18 protein-coding genes are annotated in these 26,060 nt (G+C 47.5%); 14 read left to right on the plus strand and 4 right to left on the minus strand.

Features of this window, described 5'->3' with window-relative positions; all coding sequences use genetic code 11:
• The first annotated feature begins 10 nt into the window (after nt 1-10).
• Both AB4114_RS25915 and AB4114_RS25920 read left to right on the plus strand, forming a co-directional pair.
• The gene (locus AB4114_RS25915; RefSeq protein WP_441991050.1) at nt 11-835 is read left to right on the plus strand and encodes a carbohydrate ABC transporter permease; all 825 of its coding nucleotides are present in this window, start codon (nt 11-13) and stop codon (nt 833-835) included.
• On the plus strand, nt 832-2,553 hold the full coding sequence (locus tag AB4114_RS25920; RefSeq protein ID WP_441991051.1) for a glycoside hydrolase family 66 protein: 1,722 nt from the start codon (nt 832-834) through the stop codon (nt 2,551-2,553). Before AB4114_RS25915 ends, AB4114_RS25920 begins: the two co-directional genes overlap by 4 nt.
• A gap of 80 nt (nt 2,554-2,633) precedes the next feature.
• Here AB4114_RS25920 and AB4114_RS25925 read toward each other — a convergent pair whose 3' ends face one another.
• The gene (locus AB4114_RS25925) at nt 2,634-4,994 is read right to left on the minus strand and encodes an immune inhibitor A domain-containing protein (RefSeq protein ID WP_441991086.1); all 2,361 of its coding nucleotides are present in this window, start codon (nt 4,992-4,994) and stop codon (nt 2,634-2,636) included.
• A 571-nt stretch (nt 4,995-5,565) separates the two neighbouring features.
• Between AB4114_RS25925 and AB4114_RS25930 the strand changes: the two genes are divergently transcribed.
• Together AB4114_RS25930 and AB4114_RS25935 are read left to right on the plus strand one after the other, a co-directional pair.
• Entirely contained in the window at nt 5,566-6,051 is a 486-nt protein-coding gene (locus tag AB4114_RS25930; protein ID WP_441991052.1) for a GNAT family N-acetyltransferase, read from the plus strand.
• A 24-nt stretch (nt 6,052-6,075) separates the two neighbouring features.
• The gene (locus AB4114_RS25935) at nt 6,076-6,567 is read left to right on the plus strand and encodes a dihydrofolate reductase (protein ID WP_441991053.1); all 492 of its coding nucleotides are present in this window, start codon (nt 6,076-6,078) and stop codon (nt 6,565-6,567) included.
• Nucleotides 6,568-6,601: 34 nt separating this feature from the next.
• Here AB4114_RS25935 and AB4114_RS25940 read toward each other — a convergent pair whose 3' ends face one another.
• Complete coding sequence (locus AB4114_RS25940) at nt 6,602-6,907, minus strand: hypothetical protein (RefSeq protein WP_441991054.1); 306 nt, start codon at nt 6,905-6,907, stop codon at nt 6,602-6,604.
• A gap of 157 nt (nt 6,908-7,064) precedes the next feature.
• Nucleotides 7,065-8,039: an aldo/keto reductase family protein gene (locus AB4114_RS25945; RefSeq protein ID WP_441991055.1), complete on the minus strand. Its 975-nt coding sequence runs from the start codon at nt 8,037-8,039 to the stop codon at nt 7,065-7,067.
• A gap of 749 nt (nt 8,040-8,788) precedes the next feature.
• On the opposite strand from AB4114_RS25945, the gene AB4114_RS25950 reads away from it, so the two are divergent.
• The 10 genes from AB4114_RS25950 (at nt 8,789) to AB4114_RS25995 (ending at nt 25,264) form a co-directional block, all read left to right on the plus strand.
• Nucleotides 8,789-9,751: an ABC transporter permease gene (locus AB4114_RS25950; RefSeq protein WP_441991056.1), complete on the plus strand. Its 963-nt coding sequence runs from the start codon at nt 8,789-8,791 to the stop codon at nt 9,749-9,751.
• A gap of 27 nt (nt 9,752-9,778) precedes the next feature.
• Nucleotides 9,779-10,657, plus strand: coding sequence for a carbohydrate ABC transporter permease (locus AB4114_RS25955; protein WP_441991057.1), 879 nt, complete (start codon nt 9,779-9,781; stop codon nt 10,655-10,657).
• A gap of 108 nt (nt 10,658-10,765) precedes the next feature.
• Entirely contained in the window at nt 10,766-12,364 is a 1,599-nt protein-coding gene (locus tag AB4114_RS25960; protein ID WP_441991058.1) for an extracellular solute-binding protein, read from the plus strand.
• 82 nt (nt 12,365-12,446) lie between these two features.
• The gene (locus AB4114_RS25965) at nt 12,447-13,460 is read left to right on the plus strand and encodes a response regulator transcription factor (protein WP_441991059.1); all 1,014 of its coding nucleotides are present in this window, start codon (nt 12,447-12,449) and stop codon (nt 13,458-13,460) included.
• Complete coding sequence (locus AB4114_RS25970) at nt 13,460-15,265, plus strand: sensor histidine kinase (RefSeq protein ID WP_441991060.1); 1,806 nt, start codon at nt 13,460-13,462, stop codon at nt 15,263-15,265. Before AB4114_RS25965 ends, AB4114_RS25970 begins: the two co-directional genes overlap by 1 nt.
• Nucleotides 15,266-16,694: 1,429 nt before the next feature.
• Nucleotides 16,695-20,348 carry a chondroitinase-B domain-containing protein gene (locus AB4114_RS25975; RefSeq protein ID WP_441991061.1) on the plus strand — a complete coding sequence of 1,218 codons (3,654 nt, stop codon included), beginning with the start codon at nt 16,695-16,697 and terminating at the stop codon, nt 20,346-20,348.
• Between the two features lie 33 nt (nt 20,349-20,381).
• Nucleotides 20,382-21,419, plus strand: a complete 1,038-nt coding sequence (locus tag AB4114_RS25980; RefSeq protein WP_441991062.1) for an SGNH/GDSL hydrolase family protein — start codon at nt 20,382-20,384, stop codon at nt 21,417-21,419.
• 40 nt (nt 21,420-21,459) lie between these two features.
• Nucleotides 21,460-22,230, plus strand: coding sequence for an SDR family NAD(P)-dependent oxidoreductase (locus AB4114_RS25985; protein ID WP_441991063.1), 771 nt, complete (start codon nt 21,460-21,462; stop codon nt 22,228-22,230).
• Nucleotides 22,227-24,287: a heparinase II/III domain-containing protein gene (locus AB4114_RS25990; RefSeq protein ID WP_441991064.1), complete on the plus strand. Its 2,061-nt coding sequence runs from the start codon at nt 22,227-22,229 to the stop codon at nt 24,285-24,287. The genes AB4114_RS25985 and AB4114_RS25990 overlap by 4 nt, the downstream gene beginning before the upstream one ends.
• 95 nt (nt 24,288-24,382) lie before the next feature.
• On the plus strand, nt 24,383-25,264 hold the full coding sequence (locus AB4114_RS25995) for a TolB family protein (protein WP_441991065.1): 882 nt from the start codon (nt 24,383-24,385) through the stop codon (nt 25,262-25,264).
• Between the two features lie 10 nt (nt 25,265-25,274).
• Here the strand turns inward: AB4114_RS25995 and AB4114_RS26000 are convergent, their stop codons facing one another.
• Nucleotides 25,275-25,991 (minus strand): helix-turn-helix domain-containing protein, encoded by a 717-nt coding sequence (locus AB4114_RS26000; RefSeq protein ID WP_441991066.1) that lies wholly within the window; start codon nt 25,989-25,991, stop codon nt 25,275-25,277.
• Nucleotides 25,992-26,060: the final 69 nt, after the last annotated feature.

Genomic DNA, 26,060 nt, shown 5'->3' on the forward strand with positions numbered 1-26,060 from the left:
GGAGAAGGCGATGCGAAACTCAACACTTAGGCTAGGGAAATATATCGTCGTAACGCTCATGGTCCTCTTATCGCTCATTCCATTCTACGCACTGCTGTATTTATCGCTGAACACGCCATCCAGCTCCTTCTTCGATGGCAACATCCTCCTGCCGGATTTTCACTTTGCTAATTATGTGAACGCTTGGAAAATATCCAAAATTGGCAACGCCATTGTAAATTCGCTGATCATTACCGTAGGATCTGTGGCTATTATTGTACTGTTTGCAAGTGCAGCAGGCTATTCCATTGCTCGTTTTAACAGTCGATTTAATCGGATTGTATTTCAGCTGCTCTTACTTTGTATGATGATTCCCGCCATTATTATTACGGTTCCCCTGTACACCTTGATGAAATCGATTGGCGGTATAAATACGCATTGGGCGATGATCCTTCTTACCGCAGCTACTGCTTTGCCGTTATCTGTCTTTCTCTATGCTAGCTTTATTAAGCAGCTACCTAGAGAGGTTGAAGAATCTGCAATTATGGATGGGTGCACCTATTTTACTGCATTTTGGCGCATAACCTTTCATTTCGTTAAGCCGGTGACCGCTGCTGTTGTGATTTTATCGGGACTTGGGATATGGAACAATTACGGTCAGGCGGTCTTTTTCTTGCAAAGTCAGACGATGCATACCGTCCCCCTCGCCATCTCCATTTTTTTTCAAAAATATGGGGCACAGTGGAATTTAATGGCCGCCGCAGCAGTGATTGGGCTCACTCCAGCTGTACTTGCGTTTCTTATTTTCCAAAAATATTTTATTAAAGGCATCACGGCAGGTGCATTGAAGGGATGAGAAGAGTGAAGCCAATTGTACATGATGTCTATCCACAAAAAGCACAGTTTCTGAGAAATCAACCGATCTCCATTGCCATTGAGTTAGATCTTCCATTTGCATTGGATGACGGGCAAGTTGAATTGGAAGCGAAAGTTTACGATTTGAACCTGGAGATTGAAGTCTATCGTCACAAGATTGGAAGATCAGGTCCTGGACAGCAAACCATCCAGTTGATGATTAGCCCTAAGGATGTAACGTTTAAAGGCTACGGTGTTGATGTTCATTTGTATCTGGAAGAGGAGTGGCTCCAGGTAAATTCAACGTCCTTCGATGTGGTTACGAACTGGAGACAATCGCCAAGGTATGGATTTCTAAGTGACTTTCACCCGAATGAAGCTGGCGACAGTGAAGATATCAAGCAAATGACCAAGCTTCACATCAACCTCGTACAGTTCTACGATTGGATGTATCGTCATGATGACCTGGTAGCAACGGTGGATGTCTATTCAGATTTAATGGGCAAGGTGTCCAGCCGGAAAGTGATTGAGGAGAAGATTGCCTTGTGTCACAGCGTTGGTATGAAGGCGATTGCTTATGGCGCTGTATATGCGGCAAGTCGAGAGTTTTATGAGCAGCATACCGATTGGGCGCTTTATGGCAGCAATGGAAAGGTTCTCGATTTTATTCGCATTTTTTACTTGATGAACATAGCTGAAGAGTCACCGTGGCATCGCCATATCATTGAGCAGTATAAGCGGACGATTGAGGAGTTGCAATTTGACGGTATTCACATGGATACGTATGGTTCACCGAAAATAGCCATTTCCAAGCTAGCTAATGAGGATAAGATTGTGAGGCTGGATGAGCACTTTCCAGTACTGATCAATAATACGCGTAAACTACTTGAGCAGAGTACAGAGGACTTATGCCTCATTTTCAATAATGTGGGGAATTGGCCGGTCGACACGGTTGCGTGCGCTGAACAGGATGTTATTTATATTGAGGTTTGGAAACCTTATGAGCGGTATCATCATATCGTTCAAATCTTACGCTGGGCGCAGCAATACGGTAAGGGGAAGCCGGTGATATTGGCAGCTTATTTACAGCCCTTCATGGAGACAGGTGATGCATCCATGGACCGAGCAAACCATGCTGCGCTGATTCTAACGGCAGTGATCTCGGCCAGCGGCGGTTACCATTTGCTGTTGGGCGAGAATAAGGGTGTGCTAACCCAAGGCTATTATGTGGATTACTCTGTGTTGTCTGACTCCTTCTTCCGAGACATTCGAGTGTATTACGATTTCATCATCAGGTATGCTACTGTCCTATTTGACCCAGAGTTAAGGGACGTTTCGATGACACATGTGGATGGCGATAATCTTGAATATGTTTTCGAGAATGTTTCATACAGTACTTACGGTGAAGCGAACAAGGTTTGGACACTAATCAAAGAAAAGCCGGGAATGAAAGTGGTGAACCTGATTAACCTTTGTGGTGTATCAGACGATTATTGGAATACAGGGAAGGAAAAACCAACTCCGCAGAATGATTTTTCATTAACTATTTTGCTGGAATCGGATGTGAAATCGGTCTTTATTTCGACTCCAGATGACGAGATGGGGAGGCCACAGCAAGCACAATACGAGATAGAGGAAAGGGATCGCGGCAAAACACTCGTCTTGACAATCCCTCGTCTTGATATATGGACATTAGTGGTTGTTGAGCTAGTAGAATAAAAATACGTACCTTAAGGTTACTAATAACAAGAACCCCTTAGCTGAGTAGGCTAGGGGTTCTTGTCTTGTTCATATTATCCTTACTTATGAATCCAAATCAATCCAGCAGAGTTATCCTTGGCTTCACCAACGACTCGGAACTTTAATCCGAAATTCGGCACTAGGCGCCCGGCATCTGGAATCAATGCGTTCATATAGCTATTGGAATCAGAGAATTCCTCGACGCCTTGCAGAGATTTATACGTATATTCACCACGGGTAGGGTTGTTGATGTACCAGGATGGTGTTTTGTCCAGCGAGAAGGCTGCGTCCGCTACTTGATAACGTGTTGTTTGTGAGACAGAATCTTGTCCATCTTTCTTGAAAATCATCGCATCAGCGTGAGAATCTACGACGCCAAGGAATCCTTCTCCAGGGTGAATACCGGTCCAGTTGTCCAAATAACTATCATCTGCGTACCACACAAGAAGTCCGGTATTGTATTTGACACCACGGCTAAAGGCAAGAGCTTTATCGGACCCCGCGTAATTTCTCCACTCCAGGTAGTAATAGTGCTTCTTAAATTCAATACCGTTCGAGACGACAAAGCCGTCAAGGTTAAAATGAGAAGCGCCTTCGGCATCGTCGGAGAATACGACTTGACCATTCACGGTTAATTTCGCATTATCCATCGCAAAACCATTCAACGCGAGCCCGCCATCCGTGACGTAGTCGAAGTGGAGAGTTACTTTTTTACCAGCAAAATGGCTTAAATCATAGGACTTGTCTACCCAAGCTCCGTTCGTGGTTTCTGCACGCGCGTCGCCATTCGTGTCATTGTCGCCAATGATATCGAGGGTTACTTGCTCGTTGTAGGTCGAAGCTGTAACTGTTAAATAGTCATATTCAAACTCGACATCATAGAGCGTTTTAAAATCAAATGTAGCTGTTTGTGCTTGGGATAAATCAAACTCGGGCGTGGAAAGCGTCGTATGCAGGTTATCGCCTTTCGTGCTGTAATAATACTTCGTCCCGAACGCTGGCTGGATGCCTGCCACTGCTTTATCTGGCAAAGTCACTTTGACGATACCTGGATTGTTGGACTTCGTTACACTCTGATCAATGATGGCAGCCTTACCTAATTTCGTAATGTTGGAAGAGTCAATTTCAGTCACATTGRCCCAGTTGCCACCCATGGTTTTCTGAAAGAACTCCTTATTTTGAGGTGAAAAAGAGCTTGGTGTTGTCCCCGCAATGTTGCCGTTCCAGCTGCCGCCACTCATGATGGACCAAGAGGCAATCGGCTCACCTTGCCCGGAATACTGGGTATCATATTCATCTGGCAATCCTAAGTCATGACCGTACTCATGAGCAAATACCCCCACAGCGCCATCTTCAGGCTGGATCGTATAATCATATGCAGCCATTCGGCCACCCCAATAGTCAACCCCCGCCGTTGTTCCCGGAATCGCATACACACTGCTTAGCGTCCAACGATGAGACCAGATGGCATTATCGCCTAACTGACCGCCGCCAGCTTCTTGGCCCGTACCTGCATGAATAATCATCAGATGATCGACTAGACCATCGGGTTCATTCTGATCGCCATCGCCATCCAAATCATATAAATCGAACTTGTCATAGTCAGCAAGATTAAGGCCGGTTGCAACTGCAGCATTCAGCGCGTCCTTCACCAGATCTCGAGGCCCTTTGGGGTTGAGGTTATCATGGCCTCCAGCTGGGTTGTCATCCCCATATTCCCCAGCTTTGCCTGGAACGGTTAACCAATCGGAGACATAGCCATCCACCGTATAGCTCCCACCCGATTGCTCTTCGTAGTATTGTTTGAAGGTTTTGATCTTAGAACCGTCGAATAAAGTGAAATCTTTATTGCCAAACATGAGATTCTGATAATGGTCACGGTTAAAATCTTTGGCAAACATGAATCCAGGTTCTTGCTTCACATTGTTATGCTTAAAATCCGAGAATTCGGTCAAAAGAACGAGGACTTTGTCCTCACGCACGGGGCCGTTGTAGGCAGCTTGTTTGGCGGATGGAATTGGGATGCCATTGGGGAGACCATTCTTCAAATCCTGATGGCCTTTGTTCAGCTGCGATAAAAGCTTACCTTTTTGCTTCGCAATGAACTCCTTCGATCTTCTGTCGATTTCATTATTTTGCTTGTCCATTTTGGTTGTTGGCGCCATTTTATTGTTCTTGGCAGCAACATACGATTTGACAGCTTTACTGATTTGTTCAGGCGTAGCGCTTTTACTTAACAGCCCTCGGTCCATTAAGCCTTTGGCCAGTCGGTCATCATCGACGATATTCAAATCGACAGGGGGTGCTTTAAGTGCGTCAGCGTAATCAGATTCTGCTGCAAACGCAGATGTTGCAGTTGTGAAAGCGGCTGTTGAGAAAAGTCCTGCGGTTAAACTTGTTGCCAGTAAAACTCTAGTCATCTTCGCGGTGTAGTTTTTCAATAGGAGACCTCCTGCAAAATAGAGTATGGAACTGAAAGAGAAACCGAAAACAAAATCGAAAACAAAATCAATCTATGTATTTGACCGATGGTCATTTCAATTAAATACTAGATTCGACTAATCTAGTAAGTGCTTATGGTCCTGCTCACATGGACCCACCCATATATTTCCTTATTCGACATAAACTCTCTCATTTTGTCGTTTGATAGCGTCGCGGAGATAAATAAAGGAAACGTGAGCTGCCTCACGAAATTGTATGGCTATGTGCAAGCCCCTTTAACGCCTTTTTGGCGTTAAAGGGCAGCCCACGCCGGCGCACCGGCGAAATAAGGCCCATTTCGGGCCTTAAAGTGCTCCCGCGGTCGCCTTGCAGCGCGAAAAAGTCCCTTTAGCGCCCATTTTGGGCGTTAACGTGCAGCTCGCGCCGTTGCGCCGGCGAAATAAGGCCCATTTCGGGCCTTAAAGTGCTCTCGCAGCCGCCGCTACCCCTAATTCTCAAACCGGGCATAGTCGCTATCATTTTCCGCTTTTTGATAAAGGAGGGATGTCCATGTTCACATGTAGATCAGCAACTAACGAGGATTTCGAGACAATTAGCTCCTTTCCGCGCAATGCGGAAGAGCTGTATTATATGTCACCTTTGATGCAATACCCGCTTACTTCTGAACAACTCGTGGAGTCAACTAAGAGTAGATTGAAGCAAACTGTCGTGGTAGATGAGAAGGGGCAGATACTGGGGTACGCGAACATATATGGTTTAGAGGTAGATATGCACTGTTGGCTTGGCAACGTCATTGTTTCTCCAGAAGCCAGAGGTACGGGAGCAGCCGAATCCTTAATTCGCACGATGATTGCCAAATCGAAAGATGAGCTGAAGGTGCAAGAGCTGCATCTCGTTTGTCATAATGTGAACATAAGAGGATTGCTATTTTATACCAAGCTAGGGTTTAAGCCCTATTTGGTAGAGAAGAAAACAAATCATATAGGGCAAACCATAGCGGGCATACGGATGAAATTATCTGTTACGGAACCGTAAATTCAAGATAAGGCAGTGATCTATTTGACAATTTCATTCATAGTAGCTATGGACAAGAATCGTGTGATTGGTAAAAATAATGACCTGCCGTGGCGACTGCCCAAAGAGTGGCAGTATGTAAAGAAAACGACGATGGGGCATTCGATCATTTTAGGGAGGAAAAATTTCGAGTCCATCGGCAAAGCGTTGCCTGGTAGACGGAACATCATCCTGACTAGGGATACGAGCTATTCCGCCCAGGGGTGCGAGGTCGCCCATTCCGTTGCAGAAGTACTAGCGATGTGCCATGGCGAAGATGAAATTTTCATTTTTGGCGGCGAAGAAATATATCGTCTATTTTTACCTTATGTAGACAAGCTCTATATGACCAAAATCAATCATGAATTCGATGGAGATACCTATTTTCCTGAGGTAGATTATTCGGAGTGGGATGAAATTTCTGTCGAACAAGGAATTACGGATGAAGCGAATCCGTATACGTACTATTTCTATGTGTATGCAAAGAGGGGGCAGTAACTTTCCCCATGCGCGGATGTGTTAGGTGGTCTTTTCAACGAGCTAACACCTTAATGCCCATCACAATATTCCAGATAAACACCACCAAATAGGCAAGCCCGGTTAGTATCAACGGTATGACGAACTGTGACATGTGACCGCCATTAACTATGCTGTTTAAACCCAATATCCAGGTAAGAATGAAGCCTGCGACGGGCAAGCAATGTGAGAGGAACGCCCATTTGGCGTGATGCTTAACCTCACGGTCCGAAACTACGAAATAAATAACGATGGGCAAAAGAAAAGGAGCAAAAAATACACTGAAATAGCTTAAAGCGGATAATATTTGTCGGTTATCCATAAAAGCCTCCCACTTTTCTAATTTGTTAGATAAGAAGTAATACGCCTCGTATTGGGTATTTATTACAAGACTACTTATGGGAAATAAACCCTACTCTACCATAAAAGCCGCTCTTCGGGTCTTCTGACCTTAGGAGCGGCTTCTTTGTTTAGCTTATTTATCGTGCTGGAGAGAAGTCTGCGACACCTTTGAGAATAGCTTCGATTTGCTCTAACGCTGCTGTGTCTAATTCAACATCCACAGCCTTCACGTTTTCCTCGATCTGCTCAGGCTTTGTCGCGCCGATTAGTGCCGAACTTACGCCAGGTTGGCGAAGCACCCAGGCGATCGCGAGCTGAGCGATCGAGATATCGAGCCCTTGAGCAACTTGCTCTAGTTCATGAACGGTCTGCAGCACACGGTCATTCAAATAGCTGTTGATGACCCCATTGACAGAATCGTTCGCAGCACGACTATCGGCAGGAAGTGGCTGTCCCAGCTTGTATTTGCCCGTTAGGATACCCTGCGCAAGCGGTGAAAAGACGACCTGACCGAGCCCTTTTTGCTCGGAGACGGGAAGTACCTCGCGCTCGATATAACGCTCGAACATATTATAGATCGGCTGATTCGAAATCAGCGGACGTAGACGGAGACGCTCAGCAATGGCTGCGGCTTCGGTGATTTGTGCACCGTTCCATTCGCTGACGGCTGGGTAGATAATCTTGCCTTGCGTGACCAAATCGTCGAGGGCGCGAAGCGTTTCTTCCAGCGGTGTGTGAACGTCATACCGATGGCAGAAATAGATGTCGATGTAGTCGACACCAAGTCGTTTCAAGCTCGCATCACATTGCTCCAAGATGTGCTTGCGGGATAATCCGCGATCGTTTGGGCCATCGCCCATCGGGAAATAGACCTTCGTCGAGAGCACATAGCTCGAGCGAGTGTACCCTTTTAGCGCTGCGCCCATCGCTTTCTCGCCTTCGCCACGATTATAAGCATTCGCGGTATCGAAGAAATTAATGCCGCTTTCAAAAGCTTTCGCGATGCAAGCATCCGCGGCTTTTTGCTCGGCAGCTGTTCCATAGGTTAGCCAGCTTCCTAAGGCGATTTCACTTACTTTTAACCCACTGCGTCCCATGTTTCTATATTTCATCTGTTACAATCATCCTCTCATTTACCATTGTGCTGTAAGTATAAGGGAGGCAGGGTTGGCCGACAAGAAGGCACTATTAGTTCACTTAGTTACGTGGAGTTAAGTAGTGGGGGGCGAAGTAACGCACCTCCCGTAGAAGTAACGCTGCGCAGTAACTTACCTCAGTCTCACTACAGTAGCTTTCCTTAGCCCTCCCCAGTACCTCTTGTCCATCATGCCTCAGTCAGCCCCCTAGCAACGAATAACTGGAAAACATACAGCTATTTTCGTCGTAAATACCACATTTCACCAATTAGATGTAAAACATGTAGTTAAATTTGCTGATTTAGCTCGATATCGCGCATATGGCCAAATTTAGATGTACTTTATCCAGTTAATCCTGATTACCTGGCGAAATGAGCGGAATTAGCTGGAGAAAATCCAGTTATTTCGGCGACGAGGCAATAGGTGAAGCAGTCACTTCAAAATCAAGCTACTCAAATGACCAAGGGTGAAGCGAAGGAGCTTGGATGGTGGAAATGGTGGAAGGAGTGGGGTCGATGAAATGACTAAGAGGTTTAGTTAGAGTACTCAAATGGTGGAGATGGTGGAGATGGTGGAGATGATGGAGATGATGGAGATGGTGGAGATGGTGGAAGAGTAGAGTCAAATATTAAAAAAAGATAAGTGCCCTTAATTCACGGTATCCCTCTTTCGGCTCGCCTACGGTACACTTCATACATAACAACGACGATAGGGTGATGGAGAATATGAGCTATTCAGAGGTCAAGCAGACAGCGAGCAAACCTCAAGAGCAAACGGTGAGAAAATCAGGGGTATTGACCTACTACAACCGCTACAAGGTGCTGTACCTGCTGTCGATTCCGGGCATTGTTTACTTTTTAATCTTCAAATATATCCCGCTGACGGGGTCCGTGATGGCCTTCCAGGACTACAGTATTTTCACGGGGATATGGAAAAGCGATTGGGTGGGCTTGGACAATTTCCGGCGCATGTTCGAGTACGCGGATTTCTGGCGTATTTTAAAAAACACAATGGCCATCGGCTTCTACACCTTGTTCTTCGCCTTCCCGATCCCGATCCTATTGGCATTAATGATGAATGAGCTGCGCAACCAGATTTTCAAACGTTTCGTCCAGACGGCCGTCTACTTGCCTCACTTTCTGTCTTGGGTGGTGGTTGGCGGCATTGTGATTGAAATCTTAAATCCGACAAGCGGAGTCGTTAACTATATCGTGACGCTGTTCGGACATGAACCGATTTATTTCATGGGGGAAGATTCCTTCATCCGGACCATTATCGTCAGCTCAAGCGTTTGGCGCGATGCAGGCTGGAGTACCATTATTTATTTGGCAGCGATGAGCGGAATTAATCCAGACTTGTACGAAGCAGCGCAAATTGATGGAGCAACACGGTGGAAACAAACATGGGCCATTACGATCCCGAGTATTTTAACGACGATTACGATCCTCTTTCTATTGCAAATTGGTAATTTTCTGGATTTAGGCTTTGAACGCGTATTCGTGTTTTTGAATCCTTTGAACAATTCGCAGGGGGATATTTTGGATACGTACATTTATCGTGTGGGGCTCATTCAGCGTGAATACAGCTACACGACAGCCATTGGTCTATTTAAGTCGGTAATTGGGTTCGTTCTTATCGTAACTGCCAACATGTTCAGTAAAAAAGCAACCGGCGAGGGTTTATATTAACCAATCGAAGAAAGGAGGCTCCTAAGTATGTCTAAGAGCAAGTCAGCCCTACACAAACCAAGCACTATATCCTTATTGAATCCAATTGGGCTCATTCTGATCAGCTTAATTATGGTGCTGCCGATATTAAATATTATTGCTCAGTCTTTCAGTGGACCTGTTGCACTCAGTGCGGGGAAGGTCGTGTTATGGCCTGTTCAATTTACGGTGGATAACTACGTAACGGTTCTGAAGCAAATCGCGATATGGCGCACTTTTAGTGTAAGCGTAATTATTACTGTTTGCGGTACACTCATCAGTCTCATCATGACGGCAAGCTTAGCATATCCGCTGTCTAGAAATGAATATCGAGAGCGCAAATATGTTTTGCTGCTCGTGCTCATAACGATGATTTTTCATGCTCCGCTAATCCCGAATTACTTGCTAGTTCGTAATCTTGGCCTTCTGGATAGCTTGTGGGCGTTAATGCTGCCTGGGGCGATCAGTGCATTTAACTTGTTCGTGATGCGTTCATTCTTCCTTTCCATTCCCGGTGAGCTGATCGAGTCCGCACGGATTGACGGTGCTGGGGAGATTCGCACGATTTGGAGCATTATTTTGCCGCTTTCGAAGCCAGCGATGGCGACGATGAGTATCATTTATTCGGTGGCGTTGTGGAACAACTATTCGAATGCGCTCTATTTTATCAACAATCGTGCGCTGTTCCCGCTTCAAGTGAAATTACGTGAATTTGTCGTAACCGATTCCTCCGATTTAGCCAATACAGCAGGGGATATCGCCAATTTATCGCCCGAAGGACTGAAGATGGCCGTTATCGTCATTGCGACGATTCCGATCATGCTCGTGTACCCATTCCTGCAAAAGCATTTCATCAAAGGGATGTTAATCGGTTCGATAAAATCGTAAAAGCTGTATAATAAAGATCAACTGAGTTTAAAAAACACAATGTTCCAAGTTTTTCTTTCACGATAAGATGATCACGAATCAACAACATATCGATTAGGGGGATATACAATGAAAGCTTGGTTGAAAACGGGTCTCGTCTCAACGCTCATGGTTGCGGTTATCGCGGGTTGCTCCAATTCTTCAACGAGTACGATTGGAACTAGTGCAAGCCCAGCAAATCCTGCAAGCCCTGCAAGTTCCACAAAAGCGCAAGCACCGGTGAAAATCTCCATCTCCTTAAGTGACTCCTTGAATAAATATGCACTCAGCAGCACAGACATCAACAATGATAAATGGGTGAAAAAGCTAGGCGAATTGACGAATACGCAGCTTGATCTTCGTCTTGTGCCGCATGCGGAGTTCAAACCGAAGACAGCCTTGATGTTCGCCAGCACGGATCTGCCGGATGTCATGAACACGATTCAAGGGATGTTCCCGCAGGGTCCAGATATGAGCGGAGCGATCAAAGGCGGATTGTTTATGCCGCTTGATGACCTTCTCAAAGAATATGGCAAAGATTTATTGAAAGCGATTCCCGAGCAAGCGTGGAACGAAGTGAAGTACAACGGCAAGATCTATGCGATTCCTGAATATTTGTCCAACGCAAGCCGTCGCTCCACATTTATCCGTAAAGATTTGCTGGATCAAACAGGGTTGCCAGTTCCCAAGACGGTTGACGATTTCCTCAACGTATTAAGGGCAATGAAGAAGAATGGTGTTGCTGAACCGTATGCCTTCCGGAAAGATTTCGTCTATTCCGATGTGATTTTCGGAGCATATGACGTTATGCCGTATAGCACGATGTTCGAGAAAATTGGCGATCAAGTTGTACCAAAGTTTTTTAAAGTGGAAGCGATGCAAAAAGCACTGACCGTCTACAAAACGATGTACGATGAAGGCTTAATGGCGAAGGATTTCGCAAGTCTTGACGGGAACAAATGGACGAATAACATTAATGCCGGTAAATCCGGGGTATGGAACCACAACGCGAATCTGCTGATGAACTGGATCAGTACGACGAAGCCTGCCAACGCGAAATCCGAAGTGGTCATTATTCCGTCTCCAGTCGGTGATGATGGCAAGGGCGGCATGATGAAATACAGCTACACTGGCGGATTGTCCTACATCAATAGCAAGGTCAGCAAGGAGAAAGCGATTGCGATTGTGAAAATGATGAACTACATGGTGACAGAAGCGGGCGATCGATTCTTTAACTTCGGGATTGAAGGCGACACGTACACGATGCAAGATAATAAAGTCGTTTACAAACAACCGACGACTCCAGAAGGCTCCCTTGAAGAGCAGTTCCGCTCCGTCATGCTGAGACTGGTGGAAGATACAGCGCTGAATAGAACACTTTTGAACACAACCGAAGATGGTAAAAAGCTAATTACACAATTTGACACCATCGTGACCAAAGAGGGAAGAAATGGGATCTCCTTCGCACCGGAGCTTACAACGACAGCGAAGTTTACAGATGCGGGTCTGAAGTTCTCCGATATGCCACCAGTCATTCTAGATCATATGCTGAAAATGGTGTATGGCAAGGAACCGATTTCCGATTGGCCGAAAGCATTGGAAGATTGGAAAGCCAAAGGTGGAAATGAAATCATCAAGGAAGCCACAGAACGTTACAACAAAAAAGACGGCGTCGTGATGGGCGACTAAAAAATAGCTTGTGCATTGGGTGGAAAGCATTTATTCTCGGGTTGAGGATAAATGTTTTTTGCCATAAAAGGGGGGCGGCTGGATGAAGCAAATTCTGATTGTAGACGACGAACCGCTTATTCTAAAAGGTATGGTTATTATGTTGAAACAGCATTCACATACATTTGAATCCATACGCACGGCAAGCAATGGTGTGAAGGCGCTGCAAATGATCGAAGAATCGATGCCGCAGCTGCTTTTTACAGATATTCGGATGCCGAAGATGGATGGACTCGAGCTGTGTAAGCAGGTGCATGAGAAATATCCGTTGATTCAGAAAGTTATTATTTCCGGTTATGGTGACTTCGAATATGCCCAGGCGGGTATGTCTTATGGGGTTAAAGAATATGTATTGAAACCGTTTACGCCGGTCAAAATCCATGATCTGCTGACGAAGCTGATTTCACAGAGCGGTCATGCGATGTTATCCATTTCCAAGTATGAGGATTGGATTGAGAAAATTGTAGAGGCCATCTGGACGCTGCGGATTGATGCGGTAGAGGCGCATTTGGAGGAATTGCGGTTGTACTGCAAGTCGGCTTCCTCCTCGGATTCTGCGTTCATTCAGCTGCTGCAGGATTGCCTGCCTATGCTCAAAAAKCGATTATCTCTTCGCAGCTTTCTGCCAAAAACGGAAGAAATAACGGATACTACGGATATGATGGCTTACTTCCTGCAGCTTCAGGAGCAAATCATGAAGATGATCGATGAGCTGGCGCTGCAACGAGGTGGTCAGGATCTTATGCAGAAAGCGAAAATTTATATGGATGCCAATATCACCAATAGTCTCTCCCTAGAGGACGTTGCCGAATATCTGGGCATTACGCCGCCTTACTTGAGCTTGTTGTTCAAGAAGGTGTTCAAGGAAACCTTTGTGCAATATCGCATTACCAAAAGAATTGAGCTGGCGAAGCGGATGCTGGAAATGCCGCACTACCGCACGAACGATATCGCGTATGAGATCGGCTATGAGAACTACCCGCATTTTTCCCGGATGTTCAAAAAAGTCACAGGCCTTTCACCGCTTGAATACCGGCATATGATGGGGATCAAATAATGAAGCCATCGTTAGCTCGCAGCATTTTTGCCTATGTGGCTGCTATTGTTCTGATCACTGTCATGTCGATCGGGTTCTCCTCTTACTATATTTCTTCGAATAAGCTGAAGGAGCAAACGGAGCAGCATTTGACGGAAATTGTATCGAACGCGGTCAATCATACAGATTTATATTTGAAAAATTATGAGCGCGCGCATCTGTCGCTTTTTACCAATAGCTCCGTCAAAAAGTTCCTCGACGACCCGCCAACAGGCGATTACGAGTACTATCAGTTCACGGATAACTTGATGGATAACGTTATTAATCCGCTCTTTATTAAATCACCAGAGATTATGACCGTCTATTTGGCCGATTATTTTGATAATTATGTGTATTACGAGAACCCAGCGCTGAAGCCAATCGTTGATCCAGTGCCTGCTTTTACGATGGAAGAGCTCGACAAAGAGACCGATGCGCTTGGAAACATGACTATCATTAGCAACAGTGTCTTCTCGGAGAGCAATAACCAATTCATAACGTTAGCGCGTAAAATTCATGGCGAAGTGTTCAATGAGTTCAAGGGGATTCTGGCTATCGAGATTAAAGCGGATGAGTTCGCAACCTTGTGGAAGGGGATCAATTTGGGGCCGAGCGGATTTTTTGCCATTGTCGATAATGACGGGCGCATCGTCTATCATCCGGACAAGCAGCGAATCGGTACTACGGTGAACAAGGCGCTGATGGCGAAAATAGAAGGGAATGACTTGAAATCCTTCAAGGATTCGTCGTTTGGGGAAGAACGCATGGTCGTTAGCTCCAAGTCGGCTTATACGGGCTGGAACCTCATGGTGTCGATTCCGACGGCGGATATTAATCGGCCCTTATCGAGCATTCGCTACTCCTCCTTCTGGGTGGGTGGCATTACTTTACTGCTGGCCTTGTTGCTATCCTATCGATTTGGCCGAAACATTACGAAGCCGATTCAAATTTTGAAAAATGGCATGCGCCAAACGGAAAAAGGAAACTGGGTGAAAATCCCCCAGCTGCAAACGAAGAATGAGCTCGATGAGTTGATCCAGCGCTATAATTTGATGGTCGTGTCATTGTCGGAATTAATGGACACCTTGTACCGAACGGAGCTCAGCAAGAAGGACGCTGAATTGGAGCGACAGAAGGCCGAGCTGCAATCGCTGCAGCTGCAAATCAATCCGCATTTTCTATACAATACGTTGGAAAATATTATCGTCTACGCTGTCATTCAACAATCCACCGAAATAACGGAGATTGTGGATGCCATCGCCACGATGTTTCGCTACTCGGTGCAGACACATATCGAAGAGACGGCAATCGTCAACGAGCTTAAGCATGTGCTGAACTACATGACGATCATGAAGCACAGGGTGGGGCGGGAGTTCGAGCTGGACGTAAGAATTCCGCCGGAATTCTTCTTGAAGAAGACGGCCCGGCTTACCTTGCAGCCGTTGATCGAAAATATTTTCCAGCACGGCTTCGCGGATGGGATCGAGGAGCATCACTATATTCGGCTGGATGCGTGGGTGCAGGACGATGATCTGATTATCGTCCTCGAGGATAACGGCGTCGGAATGTCGCCGGAGCATCTAGCTTCGCTAAACAAGCAGCTGAGCGCCAATCAATTGGCGGAAGCGAAGCTGCATAAGGGTGCCGGCAACAGTGGCGGCATCGGCATGATGAACGTGCATCGCCGCATCCAGCTGGTGTTCGGCGAGCAGTACGGCCTGAGCATCGCAAGCGAGCTCGGCGTTGGTACGCGGATCTATATTCGGTTTCCGAATATAGGGACGTGAGGGGTGGTGGGGCTTTGTAAAGCTGAGTCAAACCCTGTGTTTCTCGGCATCTTGGCAACGTAGGAACGCAGAAAGACAAGAGCCCAAGAGCCCAAGAGCCCAAGAGCCCAAGAGCCCAAGAGCCCAAGAGCCCCAGAACCTCGCAACCCTGTAACCCCGCCCCGCCAGCAACAGCTGTGGGAGCGGGGCTTTTTATATGCTACTCCAAAACACGCTCCCCACCAAAAGTACACTTTTCACACAAACTATGCAGGAATGAGCTACATAAACACCACTAAGGATCCTACCAGTAGCTAGATTGGTTGGGTCCAAATCATAATGGAACGTCATACCTACGTCCGAGGGGAACGAGGATGCGCTATTTAGGTGAAATATGATTATTTTTGGTCGAAAGGGAAGGAGAATGCGCTATTCATCCAAATTTATCGTATTCACACGTAAATGAGAGAAATAGCGCACTGACGTTCCCCTCAGAGGCAACCCAAGAACCTCGCAACCCTGTAACCGCGTCCCGCCAGCGACAGCTGTGGGAGCGGGGCTTTTTATATGCTACTCCAAAACACGCTCCCCACCAAAAGTACACTTTTCACACAAACCCACAGGAATGAGCTACATGAACACCACTAACGATCCTACCAGTAGCTAGATTGGTTGCGTCCAAATCATAATGGAACGTCATACCTTCCTCCGAGGGGAACGAGGATGCTCTATTTACGTGTTATATGATTATTTTTAGCCGATGGGGAACAAGGATGCGCTATTCACCTAAAAATCTCGTATTCACACGTAAATGAGAGAAATAGCGCACCGACGTTCCCTTAATCATCGAATAAAGGCAGAAATAATGAAATAGCGCACTGACGTTCCCCTCAGAGGCAACCCAAGAACCTCGCAACCCTGTAACCCCGCCCCGTCAGCGAGCTGTGGGAGCGGGGCTTTTTATATGCTACTCCAAAACACGTTTCCCACCAAAAGTACACTCTTCACACAAACTATGCAGGAATGAGCTATATAAACACCACTTAGGATCCTACCAGTAGCTAGATTGGTTGGGTCCAAATCATAATGGAACGTCATACCTACGTCCGAGGGGAACGAGGATGCGCTATTTAGGTGAAATATGATTATTTTTAGCCGAAAGGGAACAAGGATGCGCTATTCACCCAAAAATCTCGTATTCACACGTAAATGAGAGAAATAGCGCACCGACGTTCCCCTAACCATCGAATAAAGGCAGAATTAGTAAAATAGCGCACCAACGTTCCCCTCAGAGGCTGCTCTAGCTATCAGACTGGTAATCTTCCTGCTAATTCACCTGTACCCCCTGTTTAAAAAAACACAATACTGCTTAAATTCGATCATATGTTTCAGCGTCACACCTAACTATAATTGGTCTTAGTTCAATGAAAAGGATGGTGAATTTATATTTATGAATGAAATGATGGTTAGGAAACGGAAGCTTGTGAGTGGCATGTTATCTGTACTATTGCTGTTATCCCTGTGTCTGGCCATCATCCCTACACCTGCAGCCTCAGCAGCAGGATTGCCGCTAACGGAGGATTTCGAAAGCTACGGCAACGCAACAACAGGCTATAGTTCACCAGTGGGGAGCACATCAACCAGCACCCAGCCGTGGAAATCTGTCGTTGGCGGCAGCACGACTTGGTCCATGGATGCGGAAGCCGCATCCGGTGGAGCGACACAGAATCACTTTCTAAGACAGACGGATGCAACTACAGGTGTCACGTATGTAATAACAAATGACCAGTGGGGCGCAGCAACACCGGCCATCACGAACAGTGACCTCACGTTATCAGGCAAACTCAAGGTGACTGGCGCCAACAGCACGTATGCTGGACTCGTAGCTAGGTACTCAGGTAGTGGAACGACGGCGACGTATTACCGTTTTACGATGAAGAAGAACTCATCCAGTTATCAATTTTATTTGGAAAAGGTAACAGGCAGCTCGAAGATCAGCGTTCCTCAAACGGCAGGCACCCCGAACGCTAGCGGCGTTTCCGTCACGAACACGACGCTGAGCGCCCAGTTTGATAGTCTCGGCTACTTGCCTATGAAGCTCCAATCGACTCAAAACACGGATGGCAGCCTGAAGCTCGAAGGCTATTACGGCAGCACGCTTGTCCTTTCAGGGACGGACACAACGCCATACACATCCGGTCAAGTCGGCCTTTACAGTTATGCGGGTGCGACAGCTTTTGACGATATTACAGCAACGGCAACAAGTGGCTCAACGTCATCTCCGACAGTACCAAGCTCCCCAACGAGCGTAACGACTTCGCTACCTAGCACAGGTGCAGTTAACGTAGCGTGGACAGCATCAGCCACAGCAACTGGCTACAATGTGAAGATGGCGTCCAGTGGGAGTGGACCTTTCACGTCGGTGAACGGATCACCGATCACAGCAACGAATTACACGGTGACTGGTTTAACGGTTGGTCAGACTTACTATTTCGTCGTTAGTGCTGTGAATACAGCGGGTGAAAGTTCGAATAGCGCGCCAGCTATATCAGCGATACCGCAAACTATTGCGAATCCTCCTGTCTCCGTAAGCAACTCAACCCAGCTTGTGCAAGCTATTAATGCAGCGAATCCGGGCACTGTGATCCAATTGGAGAATGGGAATTATGCTTCCTTCAGCATCACGGGCAAACATGGCGACGCCAGCAATCCGATCGTCATCAAAGCGAAGAACAAAGGAATGGCCGTATTCAACGCAGGTCCGATCAAATTCACAGACAGCTCCTACATCACTATCCAAGATATGACGTTCGTTATGGACAGCACAGCCTCGAATTGGATTCGAATTACAGGCTGTAACCATATGCGGATCACGAACAATTATTTTCATTCACCAAGCTCAGCAACGGATGCAACCAAATCCAGCTGGGTGTACATCGATGGTTGGAGTTCGCATCACAACCAAGTGGATCACAATTTGATGGAAAATAAAAAGGATCGCGGGAAGTTTATTCTTTTCGACGGCAACCGAGACACCGTAGCGGGGACATACGAAATTACCCAGTACGATGTGGTGGAGTACAATGTTTTCCGCAATACCCTGCCTCGTCAGGAAAATGAATCCGAAGGCATCCGCCTTGGCGTGACGGATTTGGTGCATCTGAATGCGTATGCGACGATTCAGTACAACATTTTCGACCATGTCGATAGTGACCCTGAATATGTCTCAGTCAAAAGCGGCGGCAATGTCATTCGCTACAACTATTTCATCGAATCCTTAGGCGAAGTGTCCCTTAGATCGGGGAACGGTTCGAGTGTCTATGGCAACATGTTTATTGGAAATGGTCGTGAAGTGCTCCCGACAAACCCTGACAGTCGAACGCTAGGTACAGGCGGTGTGCGGGTTTACGGCCAGAATCATAAGGTTTATAACAATTATTTTCAAGGTTTGACAGGGACAGAATGGGACGCGACGATTGCCTTAACGACGGGAGATAACGATAATCTGACGCAGCCGATCCCAAGCAATAATCACTACATTGCCAAGAATATCATGATCGCAAACAACACGCTCGTGGACAATAAAAGCGGTATCGAGCTGGGATTTGTGCGTTACGGCATGGCTCCGCAGAATTTAACTTTTGCCAATAATGTGGTGGTGGGAGGTCAGCAAGAACTTATAAAAATTATGACGCCAATCCCAGGCTTAAGCTGGTCTGGAAATATCATGTTCCCACAGCACGGCGTGCCCCTAATTACGGGGAATTCGGCTGCACTTACTGAAACAGAAGTGAAAGTTGCTTATCCGATGATGAAAGAAGCGGTGCTGAATTTAAGTCAGGCTGACTATGCATGGCTTTGGACCTCAAGTGAGTATGACCGACTGAAATCTATACCTTATAAAAAGCTTGCAGCCAACAGCCTCGCAATCAATAGCTCGATTGGCAATTATGGCAGTGGTGGCGCACTGTCCTTCGTGACGGAAGATGTTGAGCGCGAAGCCAGAGCCGGTGTTCCTGATGTCGGAGCGGATGAGTATACCGCTGATCTTCTAACAGATCTCACGGCACCAAGCTGGAGCTCAGGCACACCTTTATCGCTTGGAACGGTAACTCCGCGACAAGTAACTCTCAGCTGGCCTGCGGCAAATGATGATACGAACATCGTTGGTTATCGCATTTATCGAAACGGAGTTCTGTACGATACTACTTTTGCTAATAAGACTTCGTATACCGCAACTGAGCTTCTGCCAGGCACGTCGTATACGTTCAAAGTTGAAGCGATGGATCAAGCGAATCGCACAACAGCTAGTAATACCATCACTACGGCTACACCAGCTATGACGGGCATTACGATCTCAGGAGTACCTGCGAGTATCGCGCTCGGCGGTGGCGTGAAGCAGCTTCAAGTAACGGCTCATTTCGCAGATTCATCAACGGAAGACGCAACTGCGGCAGGTGCTGCTTTTACAAGTAGTCAGACAAGTGTTGTGTCGGTATCGAGCAGTGGCGGTATTACTGGCGTTGCATTAGGAAGTGCTACTGTATCGGCATCGTATAACGGATTCACGTCTTCTGCCTTGACCATTACAGTAAAAACACCTTCACAAACAACGAAAGTTGTGGATGCAGATACGTATGTGGACAGTGTTACATCGACCAATGCGAATACGAACTACAGTACAACGACCACGATGCTCATTCAGACAGATGGCGGGAAGCAAGTGGGTTACATGAAAGTAGCCGTTCCGACCTTGTCAGGCACCATCGATACGGTTCAGCTGCGTTTGTATGTCGCGAGTGCACAAGCTGGAGCCGATCTGCTGCTCCATGGGATTGCCTCGGATAGTTGGGATCCAACACTCATCACTGCGGCGAATCAGCCAGCTAGAGCATTTACGGATGTGAATGCAGGTGATCTTCCTGTGACTGCCGGCAGCTATGTGACTTTTGATGTGACGAAGTATGTTCAGACCCAAAGTGATGGCACACTCAGCTTCCGTCTATCGATGGTGTCTGTCGATAATCCAGCCACAGTATATACCAGAGAATATACGGACACTAACAAGGCACCAACCTTGATTTTTACAACCATTACCCCGTAATTCAAACATAGAGAGAAAGCGTGGAGAGAAGCGATGCTGGAGAATGTGGTGTTTCATAATGTTGCGGAGTTGGAATCGAGAGCGTATCTGCCTGGTCTTAGGCTACAACGGTTTCCCAAGCAGGTTCGTGAATCATTAACCGAAAAAGGCCGAACCAAAGCTGCCGAGTCTAGCGGCTGTGAGATTCGATTTGTGACAGAGGCTACAAATATCAGAGTGACGATGGCTGCGCAAGAAAAGGATGGACGCGTGCTCGTCTTTAAGGGCGATTTTTTTCATGCGGCATATGACTTAAAGGCTGGCGTCATCACCACTTTACAATTGGAATCACCCGAAAGATTTGCTGAGGTACCGCTTGCGTTATTGGATAATGTCGCGTTCTCTTCAAACGTGTGGCGTATCTATTGCGACCGGTTTACAGCGATCTTTGTTGACATAGATGCTTATGGCTTTGCGATTAGGCCTCCTGAGCGTCAGGAAGTACCGCAATTGACCATGCTCGCCTACGGTTCGTCGATTACACAAGGGGCTGGCGCGTTGAGCCACTATAACGGTTATGTCCAGCAGACAGCTCGCCGCCTTGATATTGATGTGTTGAATCTAGGACTCAGCGGGTCTTGCTATTGTGAGCCAGAGTTGGCGGATCATTTGGCGGAGCGGGAGGATTGGGACCTCGCCTATCTGGAGTTAGGTGTCAACATGAGAGGAACCGTAAATGTCGAGGAATTCCAGCATCGCGTCACTTATTTATTGGATGGGATCATTCGCAAACACCCTTCGAAACCGATCTTTGTGACAACGATCTATCCGAATCGGGCAACGTATTTTCATGATACGGCACATCCGTTTAGCGTGGCTGAAAAGCAATTTAATGAGGTGCTAAAACGATACGTGGAGAGTCGCCAGCATCCGAATTTGACCCTGTTAGATGGGGCGCAGATTATGATTGATTTTACTTCTTTGACAAGTGATTTGATACATCCCTCGGATTATGGACACAGTCGGATGGGGGAGCAATTGGCTGGGTTTTTACGACCTACTGTGGATAAGTTACGGGCTGCAAAAGGTTGATCAACATATAAAAAACTATTTATTAGGAGGCAGAAATCATATGCATGGAATTAATTTAACTGGGAAAATTGCACTTGTAACAGGATCGAACGCGGGGATTGGACGGGCGATTGCTCAGTCTTTGGCTGCAAATGGGGCAAAAGTTGGTGTGAATTGCCTTTCTAACATAGCTCAGGGGGAGGAAACGGTGGCAGCCATTCGTGCGGCTGGTGGGGAGGCCATTCTTGTCCAAGCCGATGTGACGGATGCTGAGCAGATTAATCGGCTTGTGAACGAGGTTGAGCAAGCTTTTGGCGGTTCCATCGACATTCTGGTGAATAACGCAGGGCATTTGGTGCAGCGAGTGCCGAACGCAGAGATGACGGAGGAAATGTACGAACGAATCATGAATGTGAATTTGAAAAGCACGGTGTTTATGTGCAAAAGAGTGCTGCCCGGCATGAAAGCCAAGGGCGCCGGTCGTATTATTAATATGTCATCGGTTGCTGCGTATAATGGCGGTGGGCCTGGTTCTAGCGTGTATGCAGCCAGCAAAGCTGCTGTGATGGCGTATTCGAAGGGGCTGGCGAAGGAAGTAGCGGCAAGTGGCATCACTGTTAATAACGTGTCGCCAGGGTTCATTGGCAACACGATGTTCCACGCCACCTTCACGAGTGACGCAGCACGTCAGGCTACCATCGGTGGCATTCCTCTTGGGCGCGAAGGCACACCAGAGGATGTAGCTGGTGCGGTTCTGTATTTGGCATCGGAGCTCGCGGGCTACCTGACGGGAGAGACGATTGAAGTTAACGGCGGGATGATGATGCGATGAGCGATGCCGTTAAGGTGAGCGAAACGATTCGCGCGAAGGTGCAGCGCTTAGCTTGGGCGAGTGAGGTGGCGAACTCGCTGAAGGAAGAGATTGATGGGCTGCAGGCTAGCGGCAGTCTGATGATTCCCCTGGAGCCAGGCGGCTGGTGGCACCAGTATGTGTGTCCGCAGCACCACACGGAGCTGCTGTTCGATCCTTTCATAGCCGATGCGACGCAGTTTCATTGTCCGCACGGCTGTGTAGTGGAAGGCGCCGAGTATCGAGGCGCATGGCTGGTGTATAAGCACCAGCAGCTCGCGCGGATCGCGCTGCAGGCTGCTGCGGTTTATGCGGGGCTGCGCGACTACGCCTATGCCGAGCTGAGCAAACAACTGATCGTGGCGTATGCGGCGCAGTTTCCGCTGTACCCTGTGCATCCAGATGCACAGCCTTGGATGCTGAAGGGGCGCGCGTTTCATCAAGCGCTGACGGAATCGATCTGGTCCACGACGCTGATTCGTGCGTATGTCCTGTTGATGGATGAAGGGGTCATCTTTAGCTCAGATGAGCAGCGCAAGGTAGATACATTCCATCATCTGCTTGAAGAGAGCATGCGCGCGTATCGCGGGATTTTGATCCACGAGCGGAACAATGCGGAGAACAATTATACCGCTTGGCTGAACGCATCGCTCGCTTGTGTGTATGCCGCCAGAGGGGAGCGGCATGAGCTAGAGGCATTAGTAGAAGCCGAGGGCGGCTTCCGGCATCATCTATCGATCGGCGTGAAACCCGATCAGCTAGAGTTCGAAGGCAGCACGTATTATCATGTTTTCGTGCTGCGGGCGTATTTGATCTTCGCTGAGATGGCGAAGCGATGCGCGAAGGATCTGTACACGTGCGAGGGATCGCTGGGTCAATCCATGCGCGGCATGGTAGAAGCGCTAGCCGAGCTGGCCGATGACCAAGGCGTGCTGCCAGCGCTGCACGACGGTCCGATGGAGCGGCTGCCTTACGCCCGCGAAATCGCGGAGGTAGCCGAGCTGGGGCTGAGCCACTATGCCGTGGAAGGCCTCATGCCGATTCTGCGCGAGGCCTATCGCCAGATGGGCTCGGCGGACGGCTCGCGCTGCGGGCTTGAAGCGCTGCTGTATAGCGCTACGGCATCCATAGCGATTCACCCTGAGGCTCTTACGAAGCCGCGTGGCTCGAAGCTTTGGCCATCATCCGGTTTTGCTGTCGGGAGACATGCGGATAACCCGCTGTCTTTTCTTGTGGATTTTGGCGAACACGGGGGTGCTCACGGACACCTCGATAAGCTGCACTTGTCGTTGATGCATAAAGATCAAACACTTACGCCAGATTTCGGCGTAGTTCCATATGGATCCACGTTGCGTCCGTGGTTTGGTGAAACGGCCAGTCATAACACGGTTTCACTAGGCGGTAAATCGCAAGCCGAGCATACAGGGCGGTGTCTGCGCTTTGAACAAACGGAAGCGAGCACCTACGTTTGGCTGCAGAGTGATTCGGCCTACGTTGGCTGCAGGCTGAATCGTCATCTCTTTTTAACAAGCGACTGGCTGTTAGATTGGTTCGAGGTTACGCTCAAGAGAGATGATCCTCAGTCAATCGAGTGGTGGATGCATCCTATGGTCGCGCCGCTGTCGGAGGAGCTGAAGGAGCTCTCTTTTGCAGATAAAGTCCAGTATCCACCCATTCTCATCCAAGAAAACTTGCCTGATTTGCCTATCGTGGGGAGCTATACCCCTGTAGCATCCAATGTTCAAATGAAGTATCTGCTTTCATCGGATGGTAGTGCCCAGATTCATCAAACGGCGTTGGTGCTTCCCGACCAAGAGCTTCTGACGGTTCGAACGCCGGGCCATTCCATCGATCCAAGCGTACCTCTGACTGCATTGCTGCATCGCCAAATGGGTAAGCAGGCAAGGTTCATTCATGTGTATCGTGTTGGAGCGGGGGCGACGATAGGCCTTCTTGGTAAGGATCACCTAGGGATTACCACAGATGGTCATACGACGACCGTTCAACTTTTACCAGAGCAAGGGCTGCTGATTGTTTAGCGGCTCTTTTTTGCTTAAGGTAGGTACGTTTTGGTTAAATTTGACACTACTTTTATGGAGTGAGTATGATGGGACTATAAAGGACGGTGTATCCCATGAATACATTGCAGCAGCCTCGCAAGCGGGAAGAAAGACATGTCATTAGTACTCTTGAAATTGTGGATGTAGGCACAGGGGAACGTCAGGTATTGGCTGAAGTTGATGATTTGATTGAGGCGCCGAATTGGACGAGTGATGGTGAACGTCTCATTTACAATCAGAGAGGTTTGCTCTACGCCTATGAAATAGCTACAGGAGAAAGTAAAGTGATCGATTCTGGCTATGCGAATTGGTGTAATAACGACCATGTGTTGTCCCCGGATAATAGGCAAATTGCGGTGAGTCATCACACCGAGGAGGACGGGCAGTCGCGTATTTACGTGCTTCCGTTGGCTGGAGGTCAGCCTACATTGATTACAGCGATGGCCCCAAGCTATTTGCATGGGTGGTCTCCGGATGGTCGTGAATTATCGTATTGTGCGGAGCGGAATGGTGTGTACAATATTTATACGATTCCCGTTCAGGGTGGTGTGGAGCGACAACTGACTGATGTTCCTGGACTTGATGATGGTCCTGAGTACTCACCAGATGGTCAGCATATTTGGTTTAATTCCACACGATCCGGCTTGATGCAGGTATGGCGAATGAACGTGGACGGCAGTGAGCAGACACAAATGACAGATGAGCCCAGTAATAATTGGTTTCCACACGTATCCCCAGATGGGAATACGGTTGCCTATATTGTTTATCGCAAGGGAGATGTCGAGCCTAATGCGCATCCCCCGAATAAAGAGGTTGAAATCCGATTAATGGCAAGTACAGGAGGTCCCTCTCGGACCTTAGTATCACTATTTGGAGGACAAGGGACAATTAACGTCAACTCGTGGTCGCCAGATAGCCAGAAATTAGCGTTTGTAAGCTATAAATTGAAGATGTAGGTACAGCTTTTTAGAAACGGTAGGTCCTTCGATACGTCGAGGGGCTTATTTTTATTTTGCTTTTAAACATGCGGCTCATATAAAAAGCGTTCTGATACCCGCACTGCTCAGCGATGTCCTCGAGCGTTAGATCGGTGTCGACGAGTAGGGAGCGTACTTTTTGAAGTCGAAGTGTAGTGGCATAGGCTATGGGAGAAAGCTTATACACCTGCTGAAAACGTCTCGTTAACTGCGAAGCGCTGAGGCCAAGCTCCTTCGCGAGGTCTTGCAATTGAAAGTGAGCTCCGAACGCATGCTGCTCGATATAGGCGAGGGCGCGGTAGGTGATCGGGTCTGTTTTGTCCTGCTGGTAGGACGGGGTATGATCTTGTTCTTTCTCAATTTGGAACAGAAGATCCGCGATTAAGTGAGTTGCGTAGGCTCCGTTTTTGTCTGAAGGTTCATCGGATAGATGCCGCAAATAAGTGAAGGTAGATGTTAAACGCTGAATATCTCGGATCATAACTTTGCCATGGGGATACGTGTGCTCTGAACTGAATTCTATGAAAATAAAGGAGAAAGGCGACGTTACTTTACGTTTTAACAACGTGTCTGGCGGGCAAATGACAAGCTCTCCAACCGAAACATCTTGGAAATCTTCTTCTGCATTGATACTTAAGTTGTAAGAGAATCCGCCCGATTGTGGGGCAAGCAGGACCCAGTCCTTATATATATCTTCTTCCATCATAAAGCTATCCCTAATTCCGCTGCAATAGTATCGAACCATTTGGATAGGTGGCATCATAATTCACCTTTC

It is taken from the genome of Paenibacillus sp. 2RAB27 (assembly GCF_052115445.1).
In the GTDB taxonomy this organism is placed as follows: Bacteria; Bacillota; Bacilli; order Paenibacillales; family NBRC-103111; genus Paenibacillus_E.